Source organism: Flavobacterium ponti, assembly GCF_042652765.1.
Taxonomy (GTDB): Bacteria; Bacteroidota; Bacteroidia; order Flavobacteriales; family Flavobacteriaceae; genus Flavobacterium; species Flavobacterium ponti.
Window position 1 is genome coordinate 358,508 of sequence record NZ_JBHSGW010000025.1, and the last position, 24,266, is coordinate 382,773.

At 29.8% G+C, this 24,266-nt stretch carries 22 protein-coding genes; 11 read left to right on the top strand and 11 right to left on the bottom strand.

The features are described 5' to 3' along the window. The first annotated feature begins 1 nt into the window (after position 1). From ACFO3U_RS10000 to ACFO3U_RS10025, 6 genes are all read left to right on the top strand, one after another. Positions 2-3,091 carry an efflux RND transporter permease subunit gene (locus tag ACFO3U_RS10000; protein ID WP_379741467.1) on the top strand — a complete coding sequence of 1,030 codons (3,090 nt, stop codon included), beginning with the start codon at positions 2-4 and terminating at the stop codon, positions 3,089-3,091. A gap of 3 nt (positions 3,092-3,094) precedes the next feature. After that, complete coding sequence (locus ACFO3U_RS10005; protein ID WP_379741470.1) at positions 3,095-4,399, top strand: TolC family protein; 1,305 nt, start codon at positions 3,095-3,097, stop codon at positions 4,397-4,399. A gap of 59 nt (positions 4,400-4,458) precedes the next feature. After that, complete coding sequence (locus ACFO3U_RS10010; protein ID WP_379741473.1) at positions 4,459-5,322, top strand: bestrophin family protein; 864 nt, start codon at positions 4,459-4,461, stop codon at positions 5,320-5,322. A 134-nt stretch (positions 5,323-5,456) separates the two neighbouring features. Next, positions 5,457-7,886: a phenylalanine--tRNA ligase subunit beta gene (gene pheT / locus ACFO3U_RS10015; protein WP_379741476.1), complete on the top strand. Its 2,430-nt coding sequence runs from the start codon at positions 5,457-5,459 to the stop codon at positions 7,884-7,886. Between the two features lie 208 nt (positions 7,887-8,094). Further along, positions 8,095-9,084, top strand: coding sequence for an AbiH family protein (locus ACFO3U_RS10020; RefSeq protein ID WP_379741479.1), 990 nt, complete (start codon positions 8,095-8,097; stop codon positions 9,082-9,084). Between the two features lie 136 nt (positions 9,085-9,220). Continuing rightward, entirely contained in the window at positions 9,221-9,472 is a 252-nt protein-coding gene (locus ACFO3U_RS10025) for a hypothetical protein (protein WP_379741482.1), read from the top strand. A gap of 58 nt (positions 9,473-9,530) precedes the next feature. On the opposite strand, the gene ACFO3U_RS10030 is transcribed toward ACFO3U_RS10025, so the two are convergent. From ACFO3U_RS10030 to ACFO3U_RS10065, 8 genes are all read right to left on the bottom strand, one after another. Continuing rightward, positions 9,531-10,577 (bottom strand): o-succinylbenzoate synthase, encoded by a 1,047-nt coding sequence (locus ACFO3U_RS10030; protein ID WP_379741485.1) that lies wholly within the window; start codon positions 10,575-10,577, stop codon positions 9,531-9,533. Between the two features lie 53 nt (positions 10,578-10,630). After that, positions 10,631-10,987 carry a four helix bundle protein gene (locus tag ACFO3U_RS10035; protein WP_379741488.1) on the bottom strand — a complete coding sequence of 119 codons (357 nt, stop codon included), beginning with the start codon at positions 10,985-10,987 and terminating at the stop codon, positions 10,631-10,633. A gap of 44 nt (positions 10,988-11,031) precedes the next feature. After that, positions 11,032-11,709 carry a metal-dependent hydrolase gene (locus ACFO3U_RS10040; RefSeq protein ID WP_379741491.1) on the bottom strand — a complete coding sequence of 226 codons (678 nt, stop codon included), beginning with the start codon at positions 11,707-11,709 and terminating at the stop codon, positions 11,032-11,034. Positions 11,710-11,726: 17 nt separating this feature from the next. After that, a complete protein-coding gene (gene menA, locus ACFO3U_RS10045) occupies positions 11,727-12,620 on the bottom strand; it encodes a 1,4-dihydroxy-2-naphthoate octaprenyltransferase (protein WP_379741494.1) in 894 nt (297 codons plus the stop codon). A 67-nt stretch (positions 12,621-12,687) separates the two neighbouring features. Further along, positions 12,688-13,077 carry a four helix bundle protein gene (locus ACFO3U_RS10050; RefSeq protein ID WP_379741497.1) on the bottom strand — a complete coding sequence of 130 codons (390 nt, stop codon included), beginning with the start codon at positions 13,075-13,077 and terminating at the stop codon, positions 12,688-12,690. A gap of 80 nt (positions 13,078-13,157) precedes the next feature. Beyond that, on the bottom strand, positions 13,158-14,657 hold the full coding sequence (locus ACFO3U_RS10055) for a PH domain-containing protein (RefSeq protein WP_379741500.1): 1,500 nt from the start codon (positions 14,655-14,657) through the stop codon (positions 13,158-13,160). Continuing rightward, positions 14,647-15,255: a PH domain-containing protein gene (locus tag ACFO3U_RS10060; protein WP_379741503.1), complete on the bottom strand. Its 609-nt coding sequence runs from the start codon at positions 15,253-15,255 to the stop codon at positions 14,647-14,649. Before ACFO3U_RS10060 ends, ACFO3U_RS10055 begins: the two co-directional genes overlap by 11 nt. A 46-nt stretch (positions 15,256-15,301) precedes the next feature. Continuing rightward, entirely contained in the window at positions 15,302-16,141 is an 840-nt protein-coding gene (locus tag ACFO3U_RS10065) for a 1,4-dihydroxy-2-naphthoyl-CoA synthase (RefSeq protein WP_379741506.1), read from the bottom strand. Positions 16,142-16,311: 170 nt separating this feature from the next. Between ACFO3U_RS10065 and ACFO3U_RS10070 the strand changes: the two genes are divergently transcribed. From ACFO3U_RS10070 to ACFO3U_RS10090, 5 genes are all read left to right on the top strand, one after another. Next, positions 16,312-17,430 carry a C1 family peptidase gene (locus ACFO3U_RS10070; protein WP_379741509.1) on the top strand — a complete coding sequence of 373 codons (1,119 nt, stop codon included), beginning with the start codon at positions 16,312-16,314 and terminating at the stop codon, positions 17,428-17,430. An 8-nt stretch (positions 17,431-17,438) separates the two neighbouring features. Further along, the gene (locus ACFO3U_RS10075) at positions 17,439-19,754 is read left to right on the top strand and encodes a GH92 family glycosyl hydrolase (protein ID WP_379741511.1); all 2,316 of its coding nucleotides are present in this window, start codon (positions 17,439-17,441) and stop codon (positions 19,752-19,754) included. Then, positions 19,751-20,182 carry a PH domain-containing protein gene (locus ACFO3U_RS10080; protein WP_379741514.1) on the top strand — a complete coding sequence of 144 codons (432 nt, stop codon included), beginning with the start codon at positions 19,751-19,753 and terminating at the stop codon, positions 20,180-20,182. The genes ACFO3U_RS10075 and ACFO3U_RS10080 overlap by 4 nt, the downstream gene beginning before the upstream one ends. 82 nt (positions 20,183-20,264) lie before the next feature. Beyond that, entirely contained in the window at positions 20,265-21,452 is a 1,188-nt protein-coding gene (locus ACFO3U_RS10085; protein WP_379741517.1) for a serine hydrolase domain-containing protein, read from the top strand. Between the two features lie 27 nt (positions 21,453-21,479). Continuing rightward, positions 21,480-22,013 carry a hypothetical protein gene (locus tag ACFO3U_RS10090; RefSeq protein WP_379741520.1) on the top strand — a complete coding sequence of 178 codons (534 nt, stop codon included), beginning with the start codon at positions 21,480-21,482 and terminating at the stop codon, positions 22,011-22,013. Here ACFO3U_RS10090 and ACFO3U_RS10095 read toward each other — a convergent pair. From ACFO3U_RS10095 to ACFO3U_RS10105, 3 genes are read right to left on the bottom strand one after another with little or no spacing between them, the layout of a single operon-like run. Then, positions 22,006-22,308 carry a hypothetical protein gene (locus ACFO3U_RS10095; RefSeq protein ID WP_379741523.1) on the bottom strand — a complete coding sequence of 101 codons (303 nt, stop codon included), beginning with the start codon at positions 22,306-22,308 and terminating at the stop codon, positions 22,006-22,008. The two genes, ACFO3U_RS10090 and ACFO3U_RS10095, sit on opposite strands and share 8 nt — an antisense overlap. A 2-nt stretch (positions 22,309-22,310) precedes the next feature. Then, complete coding sequence (locus ACFO3U_RS10100) at positions 22,311-23,273, bottom strand: YheT family hydrolase (protein ID WP_379741526.1); 963 nt, start codon at positions 23,271-23,273, stop codon at positions 22,311-22,313. 17 nt (positions 23,274-23,290) lie between these two features. Then, on the bottom strand, positions 23,291-24,127 hold the full coding sequence (locus ACFO3U_RS10105) for a CvfB family protein (RefSeq protein ID WP_379741529.1): 837 nt from the start codon (positions 24,125-24,127) through the stop codon (positions 23,291-23,293). Positions 24,128-24,266 lie beyond the last annotated feature (139 nt).

Genomic DNA, 24,266 nt, shown 5'->3' on the forward strand with positions numbered 1-24,266 from the left:
TATGAATTTATCTACATTAAGTATTAAAAGACCTGTTCTTACTATTGTACTAAATCTTGCCATTATTTTATTTGGATTTATTGGTTATAAATTTTTGGGTGTTCGAGAATATCCTTCAATTGATCCTGCTCAAATTTCTATTCGTACCAATTATACAGGTGCAAATGCTGATATTATTGAATCGCAAATTACAGAACCTTTAGAAAAAGCTATTAATTCTATTGATGGAATTCGAAATATAACTTCATCAAGTAATCAAGGAAGAAGTTCCATCACAATTGAATTTAACCTTGAAAAAGATTTAGAAGAAGCTGCCAATGATGTTAGAGATAAAGTATCACAAGCTATTCGAAGTTTGCCTGAAGATATTGATTCACAACCTATAGTTTCAAAAGCAGATGCTGATAGTGAAGCTATTATTTCAATGACGGTTCAAAGTGAAACTAGAAATGCTCTAGAACTAAGTGATTATGCTGAAAACGTAATAGGTCAACGATTAGAAACTATTCCTGGTGTAAGTGGTGTTCAAATTTGGGGTGAAAAAAGATATGCCATGCGTTTGTGGATTGATCCTTACAAATTAGCATCATATGGATTAACAGTTTCCGATGTTAGACAAGCTTTAAATGATCAAAATGTCGAATTACCTTCAGGTAAAATTACGGGTAATAATACTGAATTAACAGTGAAAACGGTTGGAAACCTAACAACGGCTGAAGAATTCAATAACATCATCATAAAAGCAGATGGTGAAAAAATAATTCGTTTGAGTGATATTGGTTCAGCTACTTTAGGACCTGAAAATATTGAAACTCAATTGACACAATCAGGAAAACCAATGGTTGCTGTTGCCATTGTTCCTTTACCTGGAGCAAATTATATTGATATTTCAGATGAATTTTATAAAGAATATGAAAAATTAAAAAAGGATTTACCCAAAGATATCCAATTAAACATTGCTATTGATACAACGGTTTTCGTAAAACGCTCCGTAACCGAAGTAGCTGAAACATTACTAATTTCTATACTATTAGTAATTTTAATTATTTATTTGTTTTTTAGAAATTGGGCTATTGCTTTTAGACCTCTAATTGATATTCCTGTTTCATTAATTGCTACTTTCTTTATCATGTGGTTATTTGGGTTTTCTATAAATGTATTAACCCTATTAGCTATTGTTTTAGCCACAGGATTAGTAGTGGATGACGGAATTGTAGTCACCGAAAACATATTCAAAAAAGTTGAAGAAGGCATGTCTCCTATTGAAGCTGCCATAAAAGGTTCGAATGAAATCTTTTTTGCTGTAATTTCAATCTCTATCACATTAGCTGCTGTATTTTTACCTGTAATTTTTCTAGAAGGTTTTGTGGGACGATTATTCCGAGAATTTGGAGTTGTCATAGGTTCAGCAGTTTTAATTTCAGCATTTGTCTCATTAACCTTAACACCTATGTTAAATGCTTATTTGATGAAAGGTGGTGAACAAAAAAGAACTAAATTTTATGATTTAACCGAACCTTATTTTATAAAACTTAACAAAGGATATGCTTCTTATTTGGAACGTTTTGTAAAACACAAATGGATTAGTTTTGGAATTTTAATCGCTTGTTTTGGGTTAATTTATTTATTTTTTAGTATTCTTCAAAAAGAAACAGCTCCATTAGATGACAGAAGTGGATTTGTAATGCGAATGTCAACTCCTGAAGGAGCTACTTATGAATACACTGATCGATTCATGCAAGAAATGTCTCAACTCGTGGATGATTCAATTCCTGGTAAAAAAGTGAGTTTGGTAATTTCATCACCTGGTTTTGGTGGTGGTGGTTCTGTGAATAGTGGTTTTATTAGAATTGCCTTAAAAGATCCAAGTGAAAGAGAAAAGTCACAAATGGAAATTGCAGATGATTTATCACAATGGGTAAAACGTTATCCTGATGCTAAAACTTCTGTAATTCAACAACCTACTATTTCGGTTAGTCGTCGTGGAGGTTTACCAATTCAATACATTATTCAAGCTCAAAATTTTGAGAAATTACAAGAAAAAATTCCTGTTTTTATGGAAGAAGCTTCTAAAGATGAAACATTTTCAATGGTTGATGTAAATTTAAAATTTAACAAACCAGAAATAAATGTCACAATAGATAGAGAAAAAGCAAAAAGTTTAGGAATCTCTGTAATTGACATTGCACAAACTTTACAATTGTCATTGAGTGGACAACGTTTTGGATATTTTACCAAAAACGGAAAACAATATCAAGTAATTGGACAATTTTTACAACAAGACAGAGCAACACCATTAGATTTAACTTCAATATTTATTAAAAATGACAAAGGAGAATTAATTCAAATGGACAATGTAGTTTCGGTTGAAGAACAAAGTAATCCACCACAATTGTATCATAATAATCGATACATGTCAGCTACTGTAAGTGCAGGATTAGCTCCAGGCAAAAGCATCAATGACGGAATTGAAGCTATGGATGCTATCAAAGCTAAAGTCTTAGATGACACTTTTACAACTGATTTAGGTGGAGAATCAAGAGATTTTGTGGAAAGTAGTTCCAATACTTCTTTTGCCTTTGGATTAGCTTTATTATTGATTTACTTAATATTAGCGGCTCAATTTGAAAGTTTTATTGATCCATTCATTATTATTTTAACAGTTCCAATGGCAATTGCTGGAGCATTATTTTCATTGTGGTTGTTTGATCAAACATGGAATATTTTCAGTCAAATTGGAACCATTATGCTAATTGGATTAGTTACCAAAAATGGAATTCTTATTGTCGAATTTGCCAATCAATTGCGAGAACAAGGAAAATCAAAATACGATGCCATTATTGAAGCTTCTGAATCACGTTTACGTCCTATCTTGATGACTAGTTTAGCAATTGCTTTAGGAGCATTACCAATTGCATTATCTCTCGGAGCTGCTTCAGCTAGTAGAATGGGAATGGGTGTTGTTATTGTTGGTGGAACATTATTCTCATTAATACTGACTCTTTTTGTAATTCCAACCATTTACTTATTATGGTCAAGAAATAAAAAACACCGTCCAGAATTTGATAATATTGAAGCTTTAGAAAAATAAATCATGTCAAAGATTATAACATATATTACCTTTTTGTTTTTTGGCTTTCAATTGCAAGCTCAAGAAGTTTTATCACTTGAAGATGCCTTAAAAATAGCTTTGGAAAACAATTTCGAAATTAAAATTGCCCAAAACAATTTAAAAATTGATGCAACCAATAACAATCTTGGAAATGCTGGAATTTTACCAACATTAAGTGCCAATTTAACCAATAACAATAGTCAATTAAACACCAAACAAACACAAGCTGATGGTTCAGTTAGAGAGTTAAATAATGCTAAAAACTTCAATCTTTCGTATGGTGTTGGTTTAGACTGGACTGTTTTTGATGGGTTGAGTATGTTTGCTCGAAAAGAACAATTAGCGACTTTAGAAGCACAAGGAAAATCAGAATTACAAGCTACCATTTTAAACCGAATTAGTGATGTTTATCTAACATATTATGATTTAGTACAACAACAACAAATTATGGCTTCCATTGACAGTGCTATTGTAGTATCAAACCAACGTGTAACAACTGCTGACAATCGTTTTTCAATTGGAAAAGCTTCAAAACTTGAATTATTAAATGCCAAAGTTGATTTAAATACTGATAAAAGTTTATTATTAAACCAACAAGAAGTATATAAAAACACTAAAATTAAATTGAATGAACTTTTAGCAAGAGATCTTCAAATTGATTTTAAAGTTGTTGATATGATTACTTTTGAAGAAAACTTAAATTATGATGAATTAAAAGATTTAGCCAATAAGCAAAACCCTCAATTACAAGCTCAAATATTAAACAAAAAAATTGCTGAACTTAATTTAAAACAAATCAAAGGAAATCGCTATCCTACAGTTCGCTTGACTTCTGGGTATAATTTTACACGCTCAGAAGCTTCTTTAGGATTCATTACACAATCATCTGGACAAGGTTTTGTATATGGAATTAATGCAAGTGTGCCCATTTTTGATGGTTTTCTGCAAAATAAAAGAGAAAAAACAGCTCAATATGAAATTGAAAATGCTTCACTCGTTTTAAACCAACAAAAAGTGGCTTTAGAGTCGCAATTGGCATCTTTTTATCAAAGTTATCAAACCAATTTAGAGTTGATTAAAATTGAAGCAGAAAATGTAGAAATTGCAAGGCAAAATCTGGATATAACTTTAGCCAAATTCAGAATTGGAACTATCACAACAATTGAAGTTAGAACAGCTCAACAAAATTTTATTGAAGCTTCTGTTCGCTATGCAACTGCTCAATACCAAACTAAAATTTCTGAAATTAACTTAAAAGAATTAGCTGGGACTTTAAGTTTGGATTAATTTGTTAAATTTACCGTTATTTCTAAATTCTAAATTCTGACTTCTAAATTCTAAATTATATGGTTCAATACAACCCAAAAGACTGGATTACTTTTATCTTCAGATTCCATAAATCAGACACTTTTCGTCAATTAATTCCAATGATGATTACGATTGGTTTGTATTCCTATGCTGTAGCTTATTTAGAAATAGAATACTGGAAATTATCAGAAGAAAGTCACGTTAAAAACATTACCATAATGCACGGAATGTTAGGTTTTGTGATTTCATTATTGTTAGTTTTTAGAACCAATACAGCTTATGATCGTTGGTGGGAAGGACGAAAACATTGGGGAGCATTAGTGAATAATAGTCGAAATTTAGCTATCAAACTTTCTGTAATCTTGAAAGACGAACACGACAAACATTTCTTTAGAAAAGTCATTCCTGGTTATGCTTCCATTTTGCAAAAACATTTGAATGATGAAGAAACAGCCAAAATGCTTTTTGAAGATTTAGACTTGGATATCAATCATAAAAATCATAGACCTAACCAGATAGCAAAAATGATGTTTCAAAAAATACACGATTTACATGTCAGTGGAAAAATTTCTGGAGACCAATTAATCATTATTAATACTGAAATTCAATCTTTTACAGATATTTGTGGAGCTTGTGAGCGAATCAAAAACACACCTATTCCCTACTCTTACAGTTCATTCATCAAGAAATTCATTTTCTTTTATATCATGACATTGCCTTTTGGATATGTTTTCAGTTTAGGTTATTATGTAATTCCAGTTGTGGTTTTTACCTTTTATGTTTTAGCAAGTTTGGAATTAATTGCCGAAGAAATTGAAGATCCATTTGGTGATGATGCTAATGATTTACCTACAGTTAAATTAGCCAGCAATATCAAAAAGCATGTTGAAGAAATTATATAAAAGTCAATTTTCGAATTTTTAAATTATAAGTTTTTAGAAAATAAACACTAAAAAAGTGGAATAGTTAAACGATTAAACAGTTCAACAATTAAACTTTTTAAACTATATTTGCACCCTTAAAAATTCGAATAAAAATGCGTATTTCATACAATTGGTTAAAACAATTTATCAAAATCGACTGGAAGTCAGAAGAAACAGCAGCTTTACTAACTGATTTAGGTTTAGAAGTTGAAGGTGTAGATAAATTTGAAAGCCTAAAAGGTGGTTTAGAAGGAATTGTTGTAGGTCATGTTTTGACTTGTGAAAAACATCCTGATGCTGATAAATTAAAAATCACTACAGTTGATTTAGGTGACGGAAATGCTCCTGTTCAAATTGTTTGTGGTGCTCCTAATGTAGCTGCTGGTCAAAAAGTACCTGTTGCAACAATTGGAACAAAATTATACGACAAAGAAGGGAACTCATTTGAAATCAAAAAAGGTAAAATTCGTGGACAAGAAAGTCACGGAATGATTTGTGCCGAAGACGAATTAGGTCTTGGAGAAAGTCATGACGGAATTTTAATCTTAAATGAAGATTTAAAACCAGGAACTTTAGGAAAAGATGTTTTCAATATTGAAACAGACGAAGTTTTTGAAATTGGTTTAACACCAAACCGTGCTGATGCCATGAGTCATTGGGGTGTTGCCCGTGATTTGAAAGCTGGATTAATTCAAAGTAATGTTACTAGTGAATTAATGACACCTTCTGTTAGTAGTTTTAGAATTGACAAAAGAACCTTAAAAATTGACATCGAAGTTGAAAACAAAGAGTTAGTTCCTCGTTATTGTGGAGTTACTATTTCTGGTGTTTCTGTAAAAACTTCACCTACTTGGTTACAAAATCGTTTAAAATCAATTGGGTTAACCCCAAAAAACAATATTGTTGACGTTACAAATTATGTAATGCACGAATTAGGACAACCTACTCACGCTTTTGATGCCAACAAAATCAAAGGAAATAAAGTAATTGTTAAAACGGTAAAAGCTGGAACTAAATTCACCACTTTAGATGGAGTTGAACGTACTTTGGACAAAGAAGACGTAATGATTTGCAATGCTGAAAGTCCAATGTGTATTGCTGGAGTTTTTGGAGGTATTGAATCTGGTGTAACAGAAAACACTCAAAATATATTTTTAGAAAGTGCTTATTTCAATCCAGTTTCGGTTCGTAAAACAGCTAAAAGACACGGTTTAAATACAGATGCTTCTTTCCGTTTTGAAAGAGGAATTGATCCAACAATTACCGAATATGCTTTAAAACGTGCTGCTTTGTTGATTCAAGAAGTAGCTGGTGGAGAAATAACTTCTGATATTACTGATGTTTATCCTAAGAAAATTGAAGACTTTAGTGTTTTCGTAACTTTTGACAGAATCAACAAAGTAATTGGTGAAGAACTGAAAAAAGAAACCATCAAAACCATTTTAACTTCATTAGAAATTAAAATCAACAGTATTACTGAATCTGGTTTAGGTTTAACTATTCCTTCTTACAGAGTTGATGTTCAAAGAGAAATTGATGTTATCGAAGAAATTCTTCGTGTATATGGTTATAATAGCATTGGTTTTAATGCCAAAGTAAGTGCTACGATTGCCAATTCTCCAAGAACAGAAGAATATAAAGTACAAAACATTATTTCAAACCAATTGTGTTCGCAAGGTTTTAATGAAATGATGGCCAATTCGTTAACTTCTCCAGAATACATCAAATTATCGGAGCAGCTGACTGAAAATGAAACGGTTCATATCATAAATCCATTGAGTACTGAACTTTCTGCTATGAGACAATCGTTGTTGTTCTCAGGTTTAGAAGCTATTTTGTTCAACATTAACCGTAGAAAATCAAATTTACGTTTGTTTGAATTTGGAAAAACCTATCACAAAGTAGAAAATGGGTATGACGAAAGAAAGCACTTGTGTTTATACCTTACCGGAAACAAAGCTGCTGAAAACTGGAACGCACCAGCTACAAAATCTGACTTCTTTTTGATGAAAGGTTATGTTATGGCTATGCTTATGCGAATGGGATTAGACCAAAAAGTGAGTTCATTACCAATAGAAAATGATGTTTTTTCTGAAGGATTAGCTTTAGCGATTGGAAGAGAAACGATTGCTGAATTTGGAATCGTAAAAAAATCCATTTTAAAAGCTTTTGACATTAAACAAGAAGTAGTTTATGCTGATTTGAATTGGGCAGCTATTCAAAAATACGTTTCCAACAAATTGAAATTAACCGAAATCTCAAAATTCCCAGAAGTTCGTAGAGATTTAGCTTTGTTAGTTAATAAAGATGTAACGTTTGAAACGATTTACAAAATAGCCAAACAAACAGACAAAACACTTATCAAAGAAATAAGCCTATTTGATGTGTATGAAGGTAAGAATTTACCAGAAAACAAAAAATCATACGCTGTGAGCTTTATAATGAACGATGAGAAGAAAACCTTAGAAGAAAAACAAATTGAAAAAGTAATGCAAAAACTGCAAGCTAACTTTGAAAAAGAAGTTGGTGCGACTTTGCGTTAGCAAAATTCCCAAGAATTTGGGAATCTTTTCAACTTACCTTTTATCTGATAATAATATTAAAATCCAAAAGTTTCTGCTTTTGGATTTTTTTTGTGGGTTTTTATTTATATTTACGATTGATTATAAACGATTATAAGTATTTCAATAATTATATATAATAATTATAGATCTATATCATTTATTAAAAACGTTTTAAAAAAACTTAATATTGAAAATCCTACACATAATTGGAAATGGTTTTGATTTAAATCTCGGCTTAAAAACAAGCTACAAGGATTTTTATGATTTTTATAAAGTTCAAGAATCAACAAAAATTAGTATAAACAATTTAAAAAAAAATATTTCTAATAATTATAAAAACTGGTCAGATTTAGAACTTGCACTAGGTCAATATACAGAGGAATTTAATTCAGTTGATGAGTTTGATGAAGTTATAGAAGATATTGGAGAGCAACTTGCTGAATATTTAAAGTTAGAAGAATCTAAATTTAATTTTACAGAAATAGATAAAGAAGTTTTTTTTGAAAATCTAGTAAAACCTGAAATTTATCTCCCAGTAGCTGATACAAACAAAATAAATACATTTAAAAATAATTTTGCAAATAGCGCTTGGGTAGTTGACATTTATACTTTCAACTATACAACAATTATTGAAAAAATAATTGAAGATAAAAAAAACATTAGGATTGGAAACCATCTTAAAAGTACTCTTTCAGTTACTTTAAGAAATGTTGAACATATTCATGGATATGTTGACAATAGGATGGTGTTAGGAGTAAATGATATTTCACAAATAAAAAACAAAGAATTCCATGAGAATGTCGATATATTGGAAGCTATAGTAAAAGAAAAGTGCAATATGGCATATGGGCACACAATAGATAATCAATTCAAAACAAAAATTAAACAAGCTGACATAATTTGTATTTTTGGTTCATCACTAGGTGATACAGATAATATTTGGTGGGAATTAATTGGAAATAAATTGAAAGAAAAAAATATTCCGATAATAATTTTCACTAAAGGAGAAGAAGTAATTTCACCTAGAATTGGTTACAAAAACAATAGAACCAAAAGAAAAATGATAAACTACTTTTTAAAAAAAACAAAATTATCAAATGATGAAATTGAAAATTTAAGTAGTAATATTTTTGTAGCTGTAGATTCTGGAATGTTTAAAGAATTATTAAAAAAATAGGGAATGTTTAATAATAGTTCCAAATATTGTTTCACTAATGTAAAATGGAAATTCTATAACATAAAATAAAAGTATTATAATTTAACTAACTGTTTATCGTTATATCTTGCAACTATAATAATAAAAACAAAAAAAGATGAAAAAAGTAACCCTATTGATAGCTAGTTTAGCAATTTTTGCAACAGTTAGCTGTAAAGACAAAGAAGAAGCAACAGTAGTTGAAAAAGAAACAGTAGTTGTTGAAGAACCAGCACCAGCTGAAGAAGAAAATGACGGAACATCAATTAGCGTTAACTCTGATGGTGTTGAATTCTCTACAAAAGATGGAGACAAAAAAACAGAAGTTGAAGTAAAAGATGGTTCAGGTTCAGTTGAAGTTGAAAAATAAGCTATAGAAAAAAATTGAAAAAGAAAAAGATTAAAACCGGCAGATTTGTCGGTTTTTTTTATTTAAAATCCTCAAAATTCACATCCCAATTTTTCTCATTTCTATACCAAAGTTGCCCGTTTGAAACTTCTAAAGGACAGTCAAAATTATTGGTATATAATCCTCCAGTTCCTAATCCTTGAGGTAATAAATTATGTAAAGTATAGGTAAATTGTGCAATAGCATTTAAGCCAATATTACTCTCCAAAGCAGAAGTAATCCACCATTGAATTTCAAACTTTTCAGCTGTGGAAATCCACTCTAAAGTTCCTCTAAAACCACCTATTAAACTAGGCTTCAAAATGATATATTGAGGTTTAATTTTTTGTAGTAATGTTTCTTTTTCTGAAGGTAAAAACACACCAATCAATTCCTCGTCCAAAGCAATAGGCAAAGGTGTGATTTTACATAGCTCTGACATCCTGTCAGTATTGTTTTTTGGAATAGGTTGTTCTATACTATGTAATTTATAACCAGCCAATTGTTTTAATTTATCTAAAGCATCAGTAGAATAAAAAGCACCATTAGCATCTACTCTAATTTCGATGGTTTTTTCATCAAAATGTTCTCTGATAAAGTGCAATAAACCCAATTCTTTTTCGAAATCTATGGCTCCAATTTTCAATTTTATACAAGTAAATCCTTGTGCTAATTTTTCTTCAATTTGTTGCTTCATAAAAGACTCTTCACCCATCCAAACTAAGCCATTAATTAGCATGCTTTTTTGTCCAGAAGTAAAGTCAGATTCAAACAACTCAAAAGGTGTTTTGGAAGCCAAAGAAAGGAAAGCCATTTCCAGTCCAAATTGAATAGAAGGAAATTCCAAAAGTACTTCCCAAAGTGTATCTTTTCCTAAATGAATGTTCTCACAAACCCATTGCAATTTTGCTTCATAATCTGGACGATCATCAACAGATAAGGTTCTCAAAATTCCGCACTCTCCTATTCCAATTTTTCCGTTTTCTTCCAAGATGATAAACCAAGTTTCTTTCTCTGTTAAAATACCTCGAGAAGTTCCGCTTGGTCGTTTGAAGTTTAGAATGTGTTTTTTATAAGTCGCTTTCATTAATTGGGAATTACGAATTTTCAATTACGAATTACGAATGCTGAATTTCATAATTAGAAATTTTTGTTTTTAATTGTCTTTTGGATACTTCCAATTATTCTTAGAATTTCTTCTACATCATTTAATAGATTATTTGCAGTATCTTCTTCTAAATAATCTGAATCTTTTAGTAATCTCAACCAATATTTGGTTTCTCTAGCTTCTTTATACGAAATAGTTAATTTAGCATAGAAATCTTTTTGAGATTGTCCTCCAATTGCTTCTTCTATATCAGCTCCAATTGACGTTCCAAATCTAAGCAATTGTTTAGAAAGCACATATTCTCTTTTTTCATCCACTAAACGTTTATACAATTTAACAATTTTCAAGGAAAAAGCATAAGTCTTATTTTGTATAACATTCTCTTTCATAATTCCTAATTGAAAATTCGTAATTCGTAATTCGTAATTTATTATTAAAGTTCAATAAACTCTCCTATTTCCAATAGCATTAAATCTTTTCCTTTTTCAAAGAATTTGCGTTTGGCTTCTTCATGGTCGATTTCTATATAACCAAAAGTATCATAGTGATACCCTAAAACTTTGTCACATTCTACAAAATCTGAAGCAAAAATGGCATCTTCTACATCCATAGTGAAGTTGCTTCCGATTGGTAAAATAGCTAAATCAAGTTTTGTTCGCATTGGAATTAACTTCATATCCATTGTTAAAGCTGTATCACCAGCTATGTAAATGTTTTTTCGTTCTCCTTCGATAACAAATCCACCAGGTTGACCACCATAAGTTCCATCAGGAAATTGTGAAGTGTGAATTGCATTAACGTATTTAACAACTCCAAATTCAAAATCCCAACTTCCACCGTGATTCATTGGATGAAATTGAAATCCTTTGTCTCCATAATAATTTGCTATTTCGTAGTTAGAAACGATAACAGCATCAGTTCGTTTTGCAATCGCTTCTACATCCAAAACATGATCTTGATGAGCATGAGTCAGCAAAATATAATCTGCTTTTAACGTATTAATATCGATATGCGAAGCTTTTGGGTTTCCGGTGATAAATGGATCCACTAAAATATTTATATCTTCAATTTGGATTCCTAAACAAGCGTGACCGTAAAATGTGATTTTCATAATTTAGTAATTAGTGATTAGTAGTTGAAAAATATCAAACCAATTGTAAAAAACAAACTTAGAGCAAAAGTACTTAAAGCTACTTTTTTTAGTTCTGGATCAAAATCTTCGTATGAAGTTGCGTTTAAAACCGTTCTAATGTGAAAAAATATTGGAATACAGATGATTATAATTGGAATTATAGAAGCTTCTATTAAAACTGAGAAGACTAAAAATAATAGCATAGCTGTAATCAAGAGAAATATATGATATTTTTTTGCATTTTCCAAACCCATTTTGACAACTAAAGTTCGTTTTCCTGCTTGTCTGTCATTTTCTATGTCTCTCATATTGTTTAGGTTTAAAACTGCTACGCTCAATAAACCAATCGCTGTAGCTGGTAAAAATAATTTCCAATCAAAAAAATGAGTGTATAAAAAGTTCGATCCAATTACAGAAACCAACCCGAAAAAAATAAAAACAAATAAATCACCTAAACCGTTGTAACCATAAGCATTACTTCCTACAGTATATTTTATGGCTGCACCGATTGAACCTATTCCCAAAAGAATAAAAATCAGACTTAAAGCAAAATTTTCTTTACCAAAAGCTACGTAAATTAAGGTTAAGGCTAAAGTCAAAGTGATAATTGCCGTTATAATAACCGCTTTTTTCATTTGAGAAGCCGTGATAACTCCAGCTGCAACCATTCGTTTTTCTCCTATTCTATTAACGTCTGTACCTTTTACTCCATCACCATAATCATTAGCATAATTAGACAGAATTTGTAGCCCTAACGTAGTCAAAAGTGCTAATCCAAGAATTCTATAATCATAAAATCCTTGATGATAAGCGTAAGCACTTCCCACAATTATTCCAGAAAGTGATAAAGGTAATGTTCGTAATCTTGCGGCTTGTATCCAGTTTTTCATTTTAATTTTTAGTTTGTTTTGTTTCAAATGTTTTCAAGTTGTTTCAGGTTGTTTCAAAAATTTGTTATTACTTGAATTTGTTTCCTTTGAAGTCTTGTTTGTTTAGATAAGTTATGAAGTTTTTAATCTTTACACTTAAATTCAGATAATCGTTTTTTAATTGATTACATTTTTCTTCATCTATAATTTCATAATCATAGAGCCTATAAATTTGTGATCGAGATTCTCCAGCTGAACCTTTAGCAATTGATAAAAATTGTCTGAATTCTAAATTTCCATCTCTTTCAAATCCTTCAGCAATATTATCCATAACAGAACCCGATGATACTTTTATCTGATTTTTTAGCTTAAACTCCGTTTTTAAATCAGTTTCCTTACTTAGAATATGAATCTCTTTGGCCAACCTTCTAGCTTCTTGCCAAATATCTAAATCTTCAAATCTATTAATTGTAGCCATATAAATATAATTTTAAACTTAACCGAAACAAATGAAACAAAACAATCTGAAACAACTTGAAACAATCTGAAACCCTATAACTACATCCAATTCTCTTTAGAAACCTCAACCTGATACAACCATTTATTCACTTGCTCTTTAATTTCTGTATAATTGCCTGTTGAAAACGAAACTCTTCCACCAGCTGTGTACAAAACAACTGAACCAATATCTGTATATTTTTGCCAAAAGAATTGTTGGGTTTCAATCGCTTGAATTTTATAAGGCATCATAATTTCGTGATCAATATCCCAAGCACCACTTTGCTTTACAATAAATTCATCTGAAATGAATAATCGATAATTTCTGTAAGAAAAATATAAAATCGTTCCCATGAATAAAACATAAAAAGCTACAACAAGTAACACTTCATTCCATGAAATTTTCTCTAAATTATAATTTATGGTTAACCCAATAGCAATTGGAATTAAAATCAAAAAGAAACAATTCAAAAGTAATTTTCTAATGTTTGGCACTAACGTTTTTTGATGATTCGGCTGTTTTCCTATTAGTAATTTAACAATTTGTTCTTTTTCAGATTTATTACAACCAGGAATTTTAGTTTTATCTTTTGCACTAGCTCGTTTCATATCACTAGATGCTTGAAAAATTTCAATTGTGTTTACATCGAGTTTTTTCTGAAAGAAATTCTGTGTAAGCTTGATGATTTGAACCTTTTCTGGATTAATAATTGTGCTTTTGATGTTTAATAATCCATAAGTTAATACAAGTGATTTTTTATCTTTTTTTATCGTAAAATTGAAATATTTAACAACCGTCAAAAATAAATTTACCACTATAATTGCCGTGAAAATAAAAACTAAAAATCCCAAAACTAAACTCACAATCGGAATTTGTTCTAATTGATTAATGTTATCATCTATTAAATCTTCTCGTCCTATTTGCCTTAAATTATCAGAAACCGTAGTGAAAATTAGAAAGATATAAGCAAAACTTCTGATGTAATTCGCTGTAATTCCAATTTTTAAAAGGCTTGGAATTCCTATAGTTATAAATGATTTAGGTTGTTCTTCGTTTGCTGTAATTTCTTCAATTAAATGACTGTTTTTTTCAGTATTTTCAAGTAGTTGTTTTTTAAGTTCAGTAGCCATTTCATGCGAAATTGCACTAATTGAAGCTTCTTTTTTATCACTTCCTGCTGTGTCTAATTCTAATTTGTGTACATTAAAAATACGCTGAATTAAACTTTGATCAATGTTAACTTTTTGGATTTTATGAAAAGGAATTGTTGTTTTGGTTTTATTAAAAATTCCGTTTTCAATGACAAATTCCTCCAACTTATAATCGATATAAAATTTGAAAAACCAATATCTTAAAAAAGCGATGATAGCAACAAATAAAATGACTCCAACAATTGCAACATAAACCTGAATAGCACTATACGACTCTTTTTTAAAGAAAATAATTAAAATAAATGGCCAAAAAGCTCTAACCGATTTTTGCAACGTATTAGCGAACAAAACAATCACTCCAATTAAGGATTGTCGTTGTGGAATCGAAAAATCAAAATTAGATTTCATCTGATTCTTCTTTTGAATTGTTCACGTCTATAATTTGAATTTGATTTTCTCCAATTGGATTTTCTTCAATGATTTCTGACGCAATTTCATTAATTTTTAATGAAACACTTTCTTTAATTTTTTTAGCATCTTCTAACAACAAACCATTGATTTTTAAATCACTTGAACTTCCTCCAGCTGTAAATAGTTCAATAGAAGCTAATCCAAAAATTCTAGAAAGCATTCCTTGATGCAAAGCTACGTGCTGTACTCTATTATTTGTGACAATTGTGGTAGTTTCACTAATTACACCTGATTTAAAAATCACATCATGTTCGCGCAATGCAAAACCTTTTTTAGCAAAACTTATTTTTAAATATAGAAAATTCAAAATCAACAAAACCAACCAACCAATAACAAAATAGATAATTTTATCTTGAATTTGTTCTTCTATAGAAATGAAATAAAGAGCTATTATTCCAATCAAAAGAATACTATAAACTATTCCAAATTGAATCAACATCACTTTAAAATAGTTTTTTTGCAAAGGATTTAACGATGTTTCTTCAAACTTGGGTAAGGTTGAAATATCTATGGTTTGATTTTTAAATTCGCTCATTTATGGTTTTTGTTTTTCTAAATTCTGATTTCTAAATTCTAAATTTCTAAGGCAAATATTTCTTCTCAAAATTAGGTTTACGTTTTTCCAAGAAAGCATCTCTTCCTTCTTTGGCTTCATCAGTCATATATGCTAAACGTGTTGCTTCACCAGCAAAAACCTGTTGTCCAACCATTCCATCATCGGTTAAATTCATTGCGAATTTTAACATTTTGATGGATGTTGGAGATTTAGCTAATATTTCTTGTGCCCATTCATAAGCAGTATCTTCTAATTCAGCATGAGGAATAACTGCATTTACCATTCCCATTTCAAATGCTTCTTGAGCGGAATAATTTCGACCTAAAAAGAAAATCTCACGAGCTTTCTTTTGTCCGACCATCTTAGCTAAATATGCTGAACCGTAACCACCATCAAAACTTGTAACATCAGCATCTGTTTGTTTGAAAATAGCATGTTCTTTACTTGCTAAAGTCAAGTCACAAACCACATGAAGTGAATGTCCACCACCAACAGCCCAACCAGGAACTACGCAAATCACCGCTTTTGGCATGAAACGAATCATTCGTTGTACTTCCAAAATGTTTAATCTATGATAACCATCATCACCAACATAACCTTGATGGCCACGAGCTTTTTGATCACCACCAGAACAAAAAGAATAAACTCCATCTTTAGAACTTGGTCCTTCTGCTGAAAGTAATACTACTCCTATTGAAGTGTCTTCTTGAGCATCATAAAAAGCATCAATTAATTCACGTGTTGTTTTTGGTCGAAATGCATTTCTCACATCAGGACGATTGAAAGCAATTCTGGCAACACCATCGCATTTTTTATAAGTTATATCTTCAAATTCTCTTGCGGTTTTCCAATTGATTTTACTCATGTTGTATTTAAAATTTTAGTTATGACTTTTAACACATATTAAAAGATTATAGCAATTATTCTAATTTCTTAAATCTGTGTTCAAAAAAATCAAGTTAAAGTTAAAATGAAATTTCACGTAAAAATAAATCATTTTTTGCATTATATTGCATCTTCAAATGAATTACTACTATGAAAAAAACATACATTGCATTATTACTTGGATTTGGATTTTTATCATCAAACGCTCAAAACTATGAATTTCAATCGGTTATAGATATTGAAACGACACCTGTTATTTCTCAAGATATTACAGGAACTTGTTGGAGTTTTTCAACTTCTTCTTTTTTAGAATCTGAAATTATTAGGTTAACTGGAAAACAAATCGATTTATCTGAAATGTATCAAGTAAGAAATACATATCCTAAAAAAGCCGAAAACTTTGTGATGCGACAAGGAAAAGCTCAATTCAGCCAAGGTGGTTTGGCTCATGATGTGATTAATAGTGTTGCCGATTTTGGATTAGTTCCTGCCAACGTTTACTCAGGTTTAACTGAAGATGAAAAGAAACACAACCATAGTGAATTAGAAGCTGTTTTGAATGCTATGTTGAAAGTTTACATTGATAATCCAGGAAAGAAATTATCTCAAAAATGGAAAGAAGCTGTTGCTGGTGTTTTAGATGTTTATTTAGGTAAAAATCCAACAGAATTCACATTTGAAGGAAAAAAATACACCCCAAAAAGTTTTGCAGAATTTACTAAAATTAAACCTGAAAATTATATTACGCTAACTTCATTTTCGCACCAACCTTTTTACAAATCCTTCATTTTAAACATTCCTGATAATTTTTCTAATGGAAGTATGTATAATTTGCCTTTAGATGAATTCATACAAAATATTGACAATGCTTTAGCCAAAGGTTATTCTTTATCGTTAGATTGTGATGTTTCAGAAGCTACTTTTTCAGCAAAATATGGTGTTGCTTTTATTCCAAAAAACGAAGAAGATACTAAGACTGGTTTAGCCGAAATTATTGAAGAAATGCCAGTTTCTCAAGAATATCGTCAAGCTGAATTTGAAAATTATGATACTACAGACGATCATTTAATGCAAATTGTAGGAACCGTAAAAGACCAAAAAGGAAATGTGTATTACAAAATTAAAAACTCTTGGGGAACCGATGAAAAAAGAGTTACTAATGGTGGATTTGTTTATATGAGTGTTCCTTATATGAGATTAAAAGCAATTTCTGTTTTAGTACATAAAGATGCTTTGACAAAAGATTCGAAAAAGAAATTAAACCTATAATTTTAATTATGAAACTATTTACTTTTAGGTTTTTATTATTGTTTATTATTTGTAGTTCAACTTCATTTTCCCAAACTAAAGATAAAGACTACACTCAATATGTAAATCCATTTGTTGGAACTAAAAACATGGGACACACTTTCCCTGGAGCAACAACTCCTTTTGGAATGGTACAATTGAGTCCAGAAACGAATCAACAACCTTTATTTGATTCTGAAGGAAAATACAATCCTGATGCTTATAAATATTGTGCAGGTTATCAATATGCTGATAATACCATTTTTGGATTTAGCCATACGCATTTGAGTGGAACAGGTCATTCTGATTTAGGTGATTTTTTGATTATGCCTACAACTGGCAAATTAAATTTAGAACCTGGAAGTGCTAAAGAACCAAAAAGCGGTTATCATTCGCAATTTTCGCATCAAAATGAAAAAGCTTCACCTGGCTTTTATAGTGTCAAATTAGACGATTATAATATTCAAGCTGAATTAACAGCAACTGATAGAGTTGGTTTTCATCAATATACGTTTCCAAAATCGGAAGATGCTCATATTATCTTAGATTTAATTTCGAATATTTACTTGTATGATGATAAAAATACTTGGACTTTTATTCGAGTTGAAAACGATTCTTTAATTACAGGTTATAAGCAAACTAACGGTTGGGCACGAACAAAACTGGTTTATTTTGCCATGCAATTTTCGAAACCATTCAAAAGTTATGGTCATAAAAAATATGATAAAGTAAAGTACAATGGTTTTTATAGAAAGTTTGATGAAGAACACAATTTTCCTGAAATGGCTGGAAAAAACATAAGAGCTTATTTCAATTTTGATACTACAGAAAACGAAAAAATAAAAATCAAATTTGCTTTATCATCAGTAAGTACTGAAGGTGCTTTATTAAACTTAAAAACTGAATTACCTCATTGGGACTTTGAGAAAACCAAAAACGATACTAAAGAAAAATGGAATAAAGAACTATCAAAAATCGAAGTTGAAACCAAAACATTAGCCCAAAAAGAAACCTTTTACACTGCGATGTATCATAGCATGTTGAGTCCGATTATTTATGAAGATGTTGATGGAAGTTACAGAGGTTTGGACCAAAATATTCATAAATCTGATAGTTTTGTAAATCATACTGTTTTTTCACTTTGGGATACATATAGAGCATTGCATCCATTGTTTAACATTATTCAGCCTAAAAGAAATAATGACATGATTAAATCCATGTTGGCTCATCACGATCAAAGTGTGCATCATATGTTACCCATTTGGAGTCATTATGCCAATGAAAATTGGTGTATGGTTGGTTATCATGCTGTTTCTGTAATTGCAGATGCAACAGCAAAAAACACAACCGATGTTGATTTAAATTATGCTTTAACTGCAGCTTCAAACACAGCAAAAGTTCCCTATTTTGATGGATTGGAGTATTATATGAAGTTAGGCTATGTACCTGAAGATAAAAGTTCTTCTTCGGTTTCAAAGACACTCGAATATGCATACAATGATTGGTGTATTGCACAAATAGCTAAAAAAGCAAATAATTCTTCAGCTTACAATGAGTTTATAAATCGTTCTGAAAATTATCTGAATGTTTATGATAAATCAATTGGATATATGCGACCAAAATTAGCTGATGGAAATTGGAGAAAAGAATTTGATCCTTTGGATACACATGGTCAAGGTTTTATTGAAGGAAATGCATGGAATTATGGTTTATATGTTCCTCATGAAATCGATAAAATGATAAACATGATGGGTGGAAAAGATGCTTTTTCAACTCATTTAGATAAAATTTTTAATACACCTATTGAAGATAAATACATCGAACATAATGAAGATATTACTAGAGATGGAATAATCGGTAATTATGTACATGGAAATGAACCTGGTCATCATATTGCTTATTTGTATAACTTCACGAATGATCCATGGAAAGCACAATCTAGAATTAGAATGATTTTAGATACCATGTATAGCAATAAAGAAGATGGTCTTTGTGGTAATGATGATGCTGGACAAATGAGTGCTTGGTATATATTTAGTTCTTTAGGTTTTTATCCCGTAAATCCTGGTTCTACCGTTTATGAAATTGGAAGTCCTTCTGTGGTTTCAGCTGTGGTTTCATTAGAAAATGGTAAAAAATTTACGATAAAAACTATTAATCAAAGTGATAAAAATGTGTATGTTGATAAAATAAAGTTGAATGGTAAAATTCTATCCGACTTATCAATTGACCATAAAGACATTGAAGAAGGTAGTGAACTTGTTTTCTACATGACTTCAAAACCTAATAAGAAAAGACTAAAATGATTACTTATAAATCCAAAAGAAGCAAAAGGTTAAATGCAATTTTTATTATAACATTTGCTATTATAATTGCTGCAACAATTCCAGCGTTACTGCATGAAATAAATAGTGGTTTTTATATTGTTATTGGAATTAACTTACTTTCTCTATTGTTATTAGCTTCAATTGCATTAAAGACAGAATATAAAATAAAAGATAATTTTCTTTATTGGCAATCTGGACCTTTTTTTGGAAAAATAGACATTAAAACCATCCGAAAAATTCAACATCATGATGGTATTTTTGTACCAACGGTTTGGAAACCTGCTTTAAGTCAAATTGGACTTATAATTACCTATAATAAATTTGATGATATTTATATTTCACCTCAAAACGAGAGTGACTTCATTACTGAATTACTAAGCATAAATCCAAATATAGAAATTTTATAAAATTGGGTTAAAATATTCACAAAAAGTTAAATTCAATTAAATTTTTATTTGATTTTTTTATATTTGTGCAAACAACAATCCCTTGAAATACTTATTAAACCTACTATTCTTACTAATTTTAATTTCTTGTAATAATAAAGAAGAAAAAAAAATAGCACAACATACTGACACTGAAAATCTTATTTCAAAAGATTCATTTGTACCAATTGGTTTCAATAAATTACCCAAAAAATATATTGAGCAAAAGAAAATTCTTGTGGAATCTTTTTTTAATAAACACATTAATACCAGAGATGATTTTAATGGAGGCTTTTTAGTGGCTAAAAATGGTCAAATAATATTTGAAAAATACCAAGGAGAGGCAAATTTTAAAACCAATGAGCCTATAACCGAGAAAACTTCTTTGCATTTAGCTTCAATAAGTAAAGTTTTGACAGCTTCAGCAATTTTCAGATTAGTAGATGATAAAAAACTGACTTTAGATGATAAAGTACAAAGCATTTTGCCTACTTTTCCTTATGGAAAAATAACTGTTCGTATGTTGTTAAATCATAGAAGTGGATTAGCAAAATATGGGAATTTCACAGAACCAGAAAAGGTTTGGGGAAGATCAAAAACACTTCATAATAGTGATATTTTAGATCTTATGGTTAAACATAATGTACCATTAAATTTTAGACCTGATACTAAATTTGCATATTGTAACACCAATTATGCAATTTTAGCTTTAGTAATAGAAAAATTAACCAATTTATCTTTTCCTGAAGCAATGCAAAACCTAGTTTTTAAGCCTTTACAAATGAACAATACTTTTGTTTTTGAGTTTGAAAAGCAAAAAGATACAGTTAGTCAAACTTATAAAAGCACTAAAGAAAAAATTCCTTATGATCAATTGGATGCTATTTATGGTGATAAAAACATCTACTCTACTCCTCAAGATTTGTTGAAATTTGATTTAGCAACTTATTCAAATAATTTTATTTCTGAAGACTTAAAAAAAGAAATTTTTAAAGGATATAGTTACGAAAAGAAAGGCATCAAAAATTATGGTTTAGGTATTCGCTTGCGTGAATGGGAAACTGGTCAAACAGTATTTTATCACAATGGTTGGTGGCACGGAAATACAACTTCATACATTACTTTAAAAAAAGATACCGTTACCATGATTGCTTTATCAAACAAATACACTCGAAAAGTATATCAGACAATGAAAATGTCTGCTCTTTTTGGAGATTATCCTTTTGAGTTGGACGAAGAAGGAAGTGAGTAAAAATATAAACACAATTTTTTAATTAAAGTGAATAACACAAAAAGGATTATTGAAGTCGAAATTAAAAATGAACGGTTTGAATATACACTTTGGTTTATATTTTTATTATCTGGAATTGGTTTAGTTTTTGGGAGTGCTTTCGCTATTGCAAATTCTGATACGTTAGAAAATGGATTTATAATACTTATAACATTAGGTTCAATTCTTGTATTGGTTGGATTATTTTTATCAAATGAAAAAAAAAATATCATCGTTGATAAGTATTATTTGATTTTAAACAAAAGCATATTTGGAATTCAATTCAACAAAAAATATGAACTTAAGAAAATTAGCAATATTCATTTAGAAAAAAATGTAAAATCTAATATCTATACTTCAAGTAAAAAATATTCTTTTGGTGATTATGAATATATTCCTGAAAGCAGTAAAAAATATTATTATCACAAAAATATTCTGAGCTTTCATTATAATAATGAAGTAATTGAAATTGGAAAATGGAAAAAAAACTTTGATGCCAACCTTGTTTTAAACACAATTAATGAATTAAAAACTGTTAATTAAATAATTCAGTAAATATATTAATGTCAATATTGAAATATCTTGCTATAAAGAAGAAGGTTATTATGTTCAAGATTAAACCTATCCAATAAAACTTATTCCAATCATCTCTATTTATAATAATTTCTGCTAAATTAAAAATTGGCAACAATAAAGTGAAGATAAAAAGTATTATCCAATGTATAGCAACAGAATCATTTAAATTTCCACTAGAAACTTCACTAGTTAAAATACTAAAAAGTGTTGCTACAAATACAACAACACTTAAACTCAAATATAATTTTTCTTTATTATTCATCTTTAAATGGAATTGAAAAATTCAAAAGCTCTAATTTCAGCATACGAATAAACCGAATTTTTCATAGGATATGCACAATGTCCACCATATTTTGGAGTTTCTAAATGAATGTATGAGTTTTTAGTAGCCATTTCAGTTGGAAAACAACCTTCTCCTAAAAAAGGGTCATCAAAAGCATTTAGTATCAAAACTGGTTTGTCAATCTTTTCATTACTTCTAGCAGGAGAAACTTTAAAGTAGTAATCGTTTTTATCAATAAAACCATGCATTGGAGCCGTAAAATTATCATCTAAATAGTCAAAATTCTTGACTTTTTTGATATTTTCCCATTCCATTAAATCTGGAAATTGTTGAGCTTTAATTTTTAATTTTTTGGTTAAATCCAATACAAAATTCTTCATATAAACCTGATTAAACCCTTTTTTCAATGAATCTGCACTTGCCTTAATTTCAATAGGAACGGAAACAGCAACACCAGCTTTAACTTTTGGATTTAAATTAGGAGTTCTTCCCAAATAATTTAAAACCTGTGCTCCACCCATTGAAAAACCAATTAAATAGAGTTCTTGAATATCTTTGGATAATGCAAATTGAATAACAGCATCTAAATCATCAATTGTAGCATGATGATATAATCTAGGCAAACGATTCATTTCTCCACCACAACTACGATTATTCCATGCAAAAACAGAAAAATTTTCTTTTAAAAAATAATCTGCACAACTGTTTATATAGGTTCTTTGAGAATTTCCTTCCAAACCGTGACACAAAACCACAGCTTTATTTTTGCTCTGCATTTTATAATCAATATTCAAAAAATCACCATCATGTAATTCCAATTTTTCACGTTGGTAATCAGGTGATGAAAATCGCTTTACTTTTGCAGCATAAATGGTTGAAAAATGCTTGTTTTTATGCCAAAAAGGTATTGATTTATCGTATTTTGAATCTTTTATGTAAGGCAAATCAATCTGTTTTTAGGTTAAACCAAATAAATTCCGTTTTCTTTTATTTCAATTAATTTTTGACGATATAAATTTCCAACTGCTTTTTTAAATGATTTTTTACTCATTTTCAAAACGGTTTTTATGTCCTCTGGATGCGAATTATCATTTAAACCTAGAAAACCTCTGTTTGCTTTTAATTCATCTAAGATTATTTGTGAAGTTGGTTCAATAGCTTCTACTCCAACCTTTCTCAAATACACATCTATTTTTCCATCCTCACGAACTTGTTTGATATAACCTTTCATTCGTTTTCCAGGTTTGATATCTTCGTAAGTTTCATTCGCGTAAGCTAAACCTTTGTGTTTTTCATTAATGATAACATTAATTCCAGCTTCAGTAATATGAGAGACAATTAAATCTACTTCTTCGTTGTTTTCTAATTCTACATTTTCATTGGACAAAAACTTATTAGTACGACTTGTTGCCACTAACCTATTTGTTTTTTCATCCATATAACAATACACCAAATAGCGTTTGTCTATTTCCATGGGACGAGCTTGTTCTTTAAAAGGTACGAACAAATCTTTTTCTAAACCCCAATTCATAAAAGCACCAAATTTATTGATGTAATTTACTTTCAAATGAGCAAATTCATTTAATTTGATGTAAGGTTTAATTGTTGTTGCTACAGGACGTTCTTCGTGATCCAAATACACAAAAACCGTAATTTCATCACCAATAGAAAATTCTTTAGGTACATATTTATTAGGAAGCAAAACGTCATGTTCTTCGTTTTCTCCATCTCCAAGAAAAAGTCCGACTTGTGTATCTCTAAGTATTTTTAAGGTATTGTATTGTCCTAACTGTAGCATTGTATATTTATTTTGAGCAAAGTTAGTTTAAAAGTTTAAGAGTTTAAAAGTTTATAAGGCATTCGTTTTAGAAAACAAAAAAAAACTCCCAAATTAATGAGAGTTTTATATCTGAAAATCTGAAATCTAAAAATCTGAA

Excerpts from the sequence above, each read along its gene's own strand:
- ACFO3U_RS10000 (WP_379741467.1), top strand. The coding sequence starts at position 2 with ATGAATTTATCTACATTAAGTATTAAAAGACCTGTTCTTACTATTGTA.
- ACFO3U_RS10005 (WP_379741470.1), top strand. The coding sequence starts at position 3,095 with ATGTCAAAGATTATAACATATATTACCTTTTTGTTTTTTGGCTTTCAA.
- ACFO3U_RS10010 (WP_379741473.1), top strand. The coding sequence starts at position 4,459 with ATGGTTCAATACAACCCAAAAGACTGGATTACTTTTATCTTCAGATTC.
- pheT (WP_379741476.1), top strand. The coding sequence starts at position 5,457 with ATGCGTATTTCATACAATTGGTTAAAACAATTTATCAAAATCGACTGG.
- ACFO3U_RS10025 (WP_379741482.1), top strand. The coding sequence starts at position 9,221 with ATGAAAAAAGTAACCCTATTGATAGCTAGTTTAGCAATTTTTGCAACA.
- ACFO3U_RS10030 (WP_379741485.1), bottom strand. The coding sequence starts at position 10,577 with ATGAAAGCGACTTATAAAAAACACATTCTAAACTTCAAACGACCAAGC.
- ACFO3U_RS10035 (WP_379741488.1), bottom strand. The coding sequence starts at position 10,987 with ATGAAAGAGAATGTTATACAAAATAAGACTTATGCTTTTTCCTTGAAA.
- ACFO3U_RS10040 (WP_379741491.1), bottom strand. The coding sequence starts at position 11,709 with ATGAAAATCACATTTTACGGTCACGCTTGTTTAGGAATCCAAATTGAA.
- menA (WP_379741494.1), bottom strand. The coding sequence starts at position 12,620 with ATGAAAAACTGGATACAAGCCGCAAGATTACGAACATTACCTTTATCA.
- ACFO3U_RS10050 (WP_379741497.1), bottom strand. The coding sequence starts at position 13,077 with ATGGCTACAATTAATAGATTTGAAGATTTAGATATTTGGCAAGAAGCT.
- ACFO3U_RS10055 (WP_379741500.1), bottom strand. The coding sequence starts at position 14,657 with ATGAAATCTAATTTTGATTTTTCGATTCCACAACGACAATCCTTAATT.
- ACFO3U_RS10060 (WP_379741503.1), bottom strand. The coding sequence starts at position 15,255 with ATGAGCGAATTTAAAAATCAAACCATAGATATTTCAACCTTACCCAAG.
- ACFO3U_RS10065 (WP_379741506.1), bottom strand. The coding sequence starts at position 16,141 with ATGAGTAAAATCAATTGGAAAACCGCAAGAGAATTTGAAGATATAACT.
- ACFO3U_RS10070 (WP_379741509.1), top strand. The coding sequence starts at position 16,312 with ATGAAAAAAACATACATTGCATTATTACTTGGATTTGGATTTTTATCA.
- ACFO3U_RS10075 (WP_379741511.1), top strand. The coding sequence starts at position 17,439 with ATGAAACTATTTACTTTTAGGTTTTTATTATTGTTTATTATTTGTAGT.
- ACFO3U_RS10080 (WP_379741514.1), top strand. The coding sequence starts at position 19,751 with ATGATTACTTATAAATCCAAAAGAAGCAAAAGGTTAAATGCAATTTTT.
- ACFO3U_RS10095 (WP_379741523.1), bottom strand. The coding sequence starts at position 22,308 with ATGAATAATAAAGAAAAATTATATTTGAGTTTAAGTGTTGTTGTATTT.
- ACFO3U_RS10105 (WP_379741529.1), bottom strand. The coding sequence starts at position 24,127 with ATGCTACAGTTAGGACAATACAATACCTTAAAAATACTTAGAGATACA.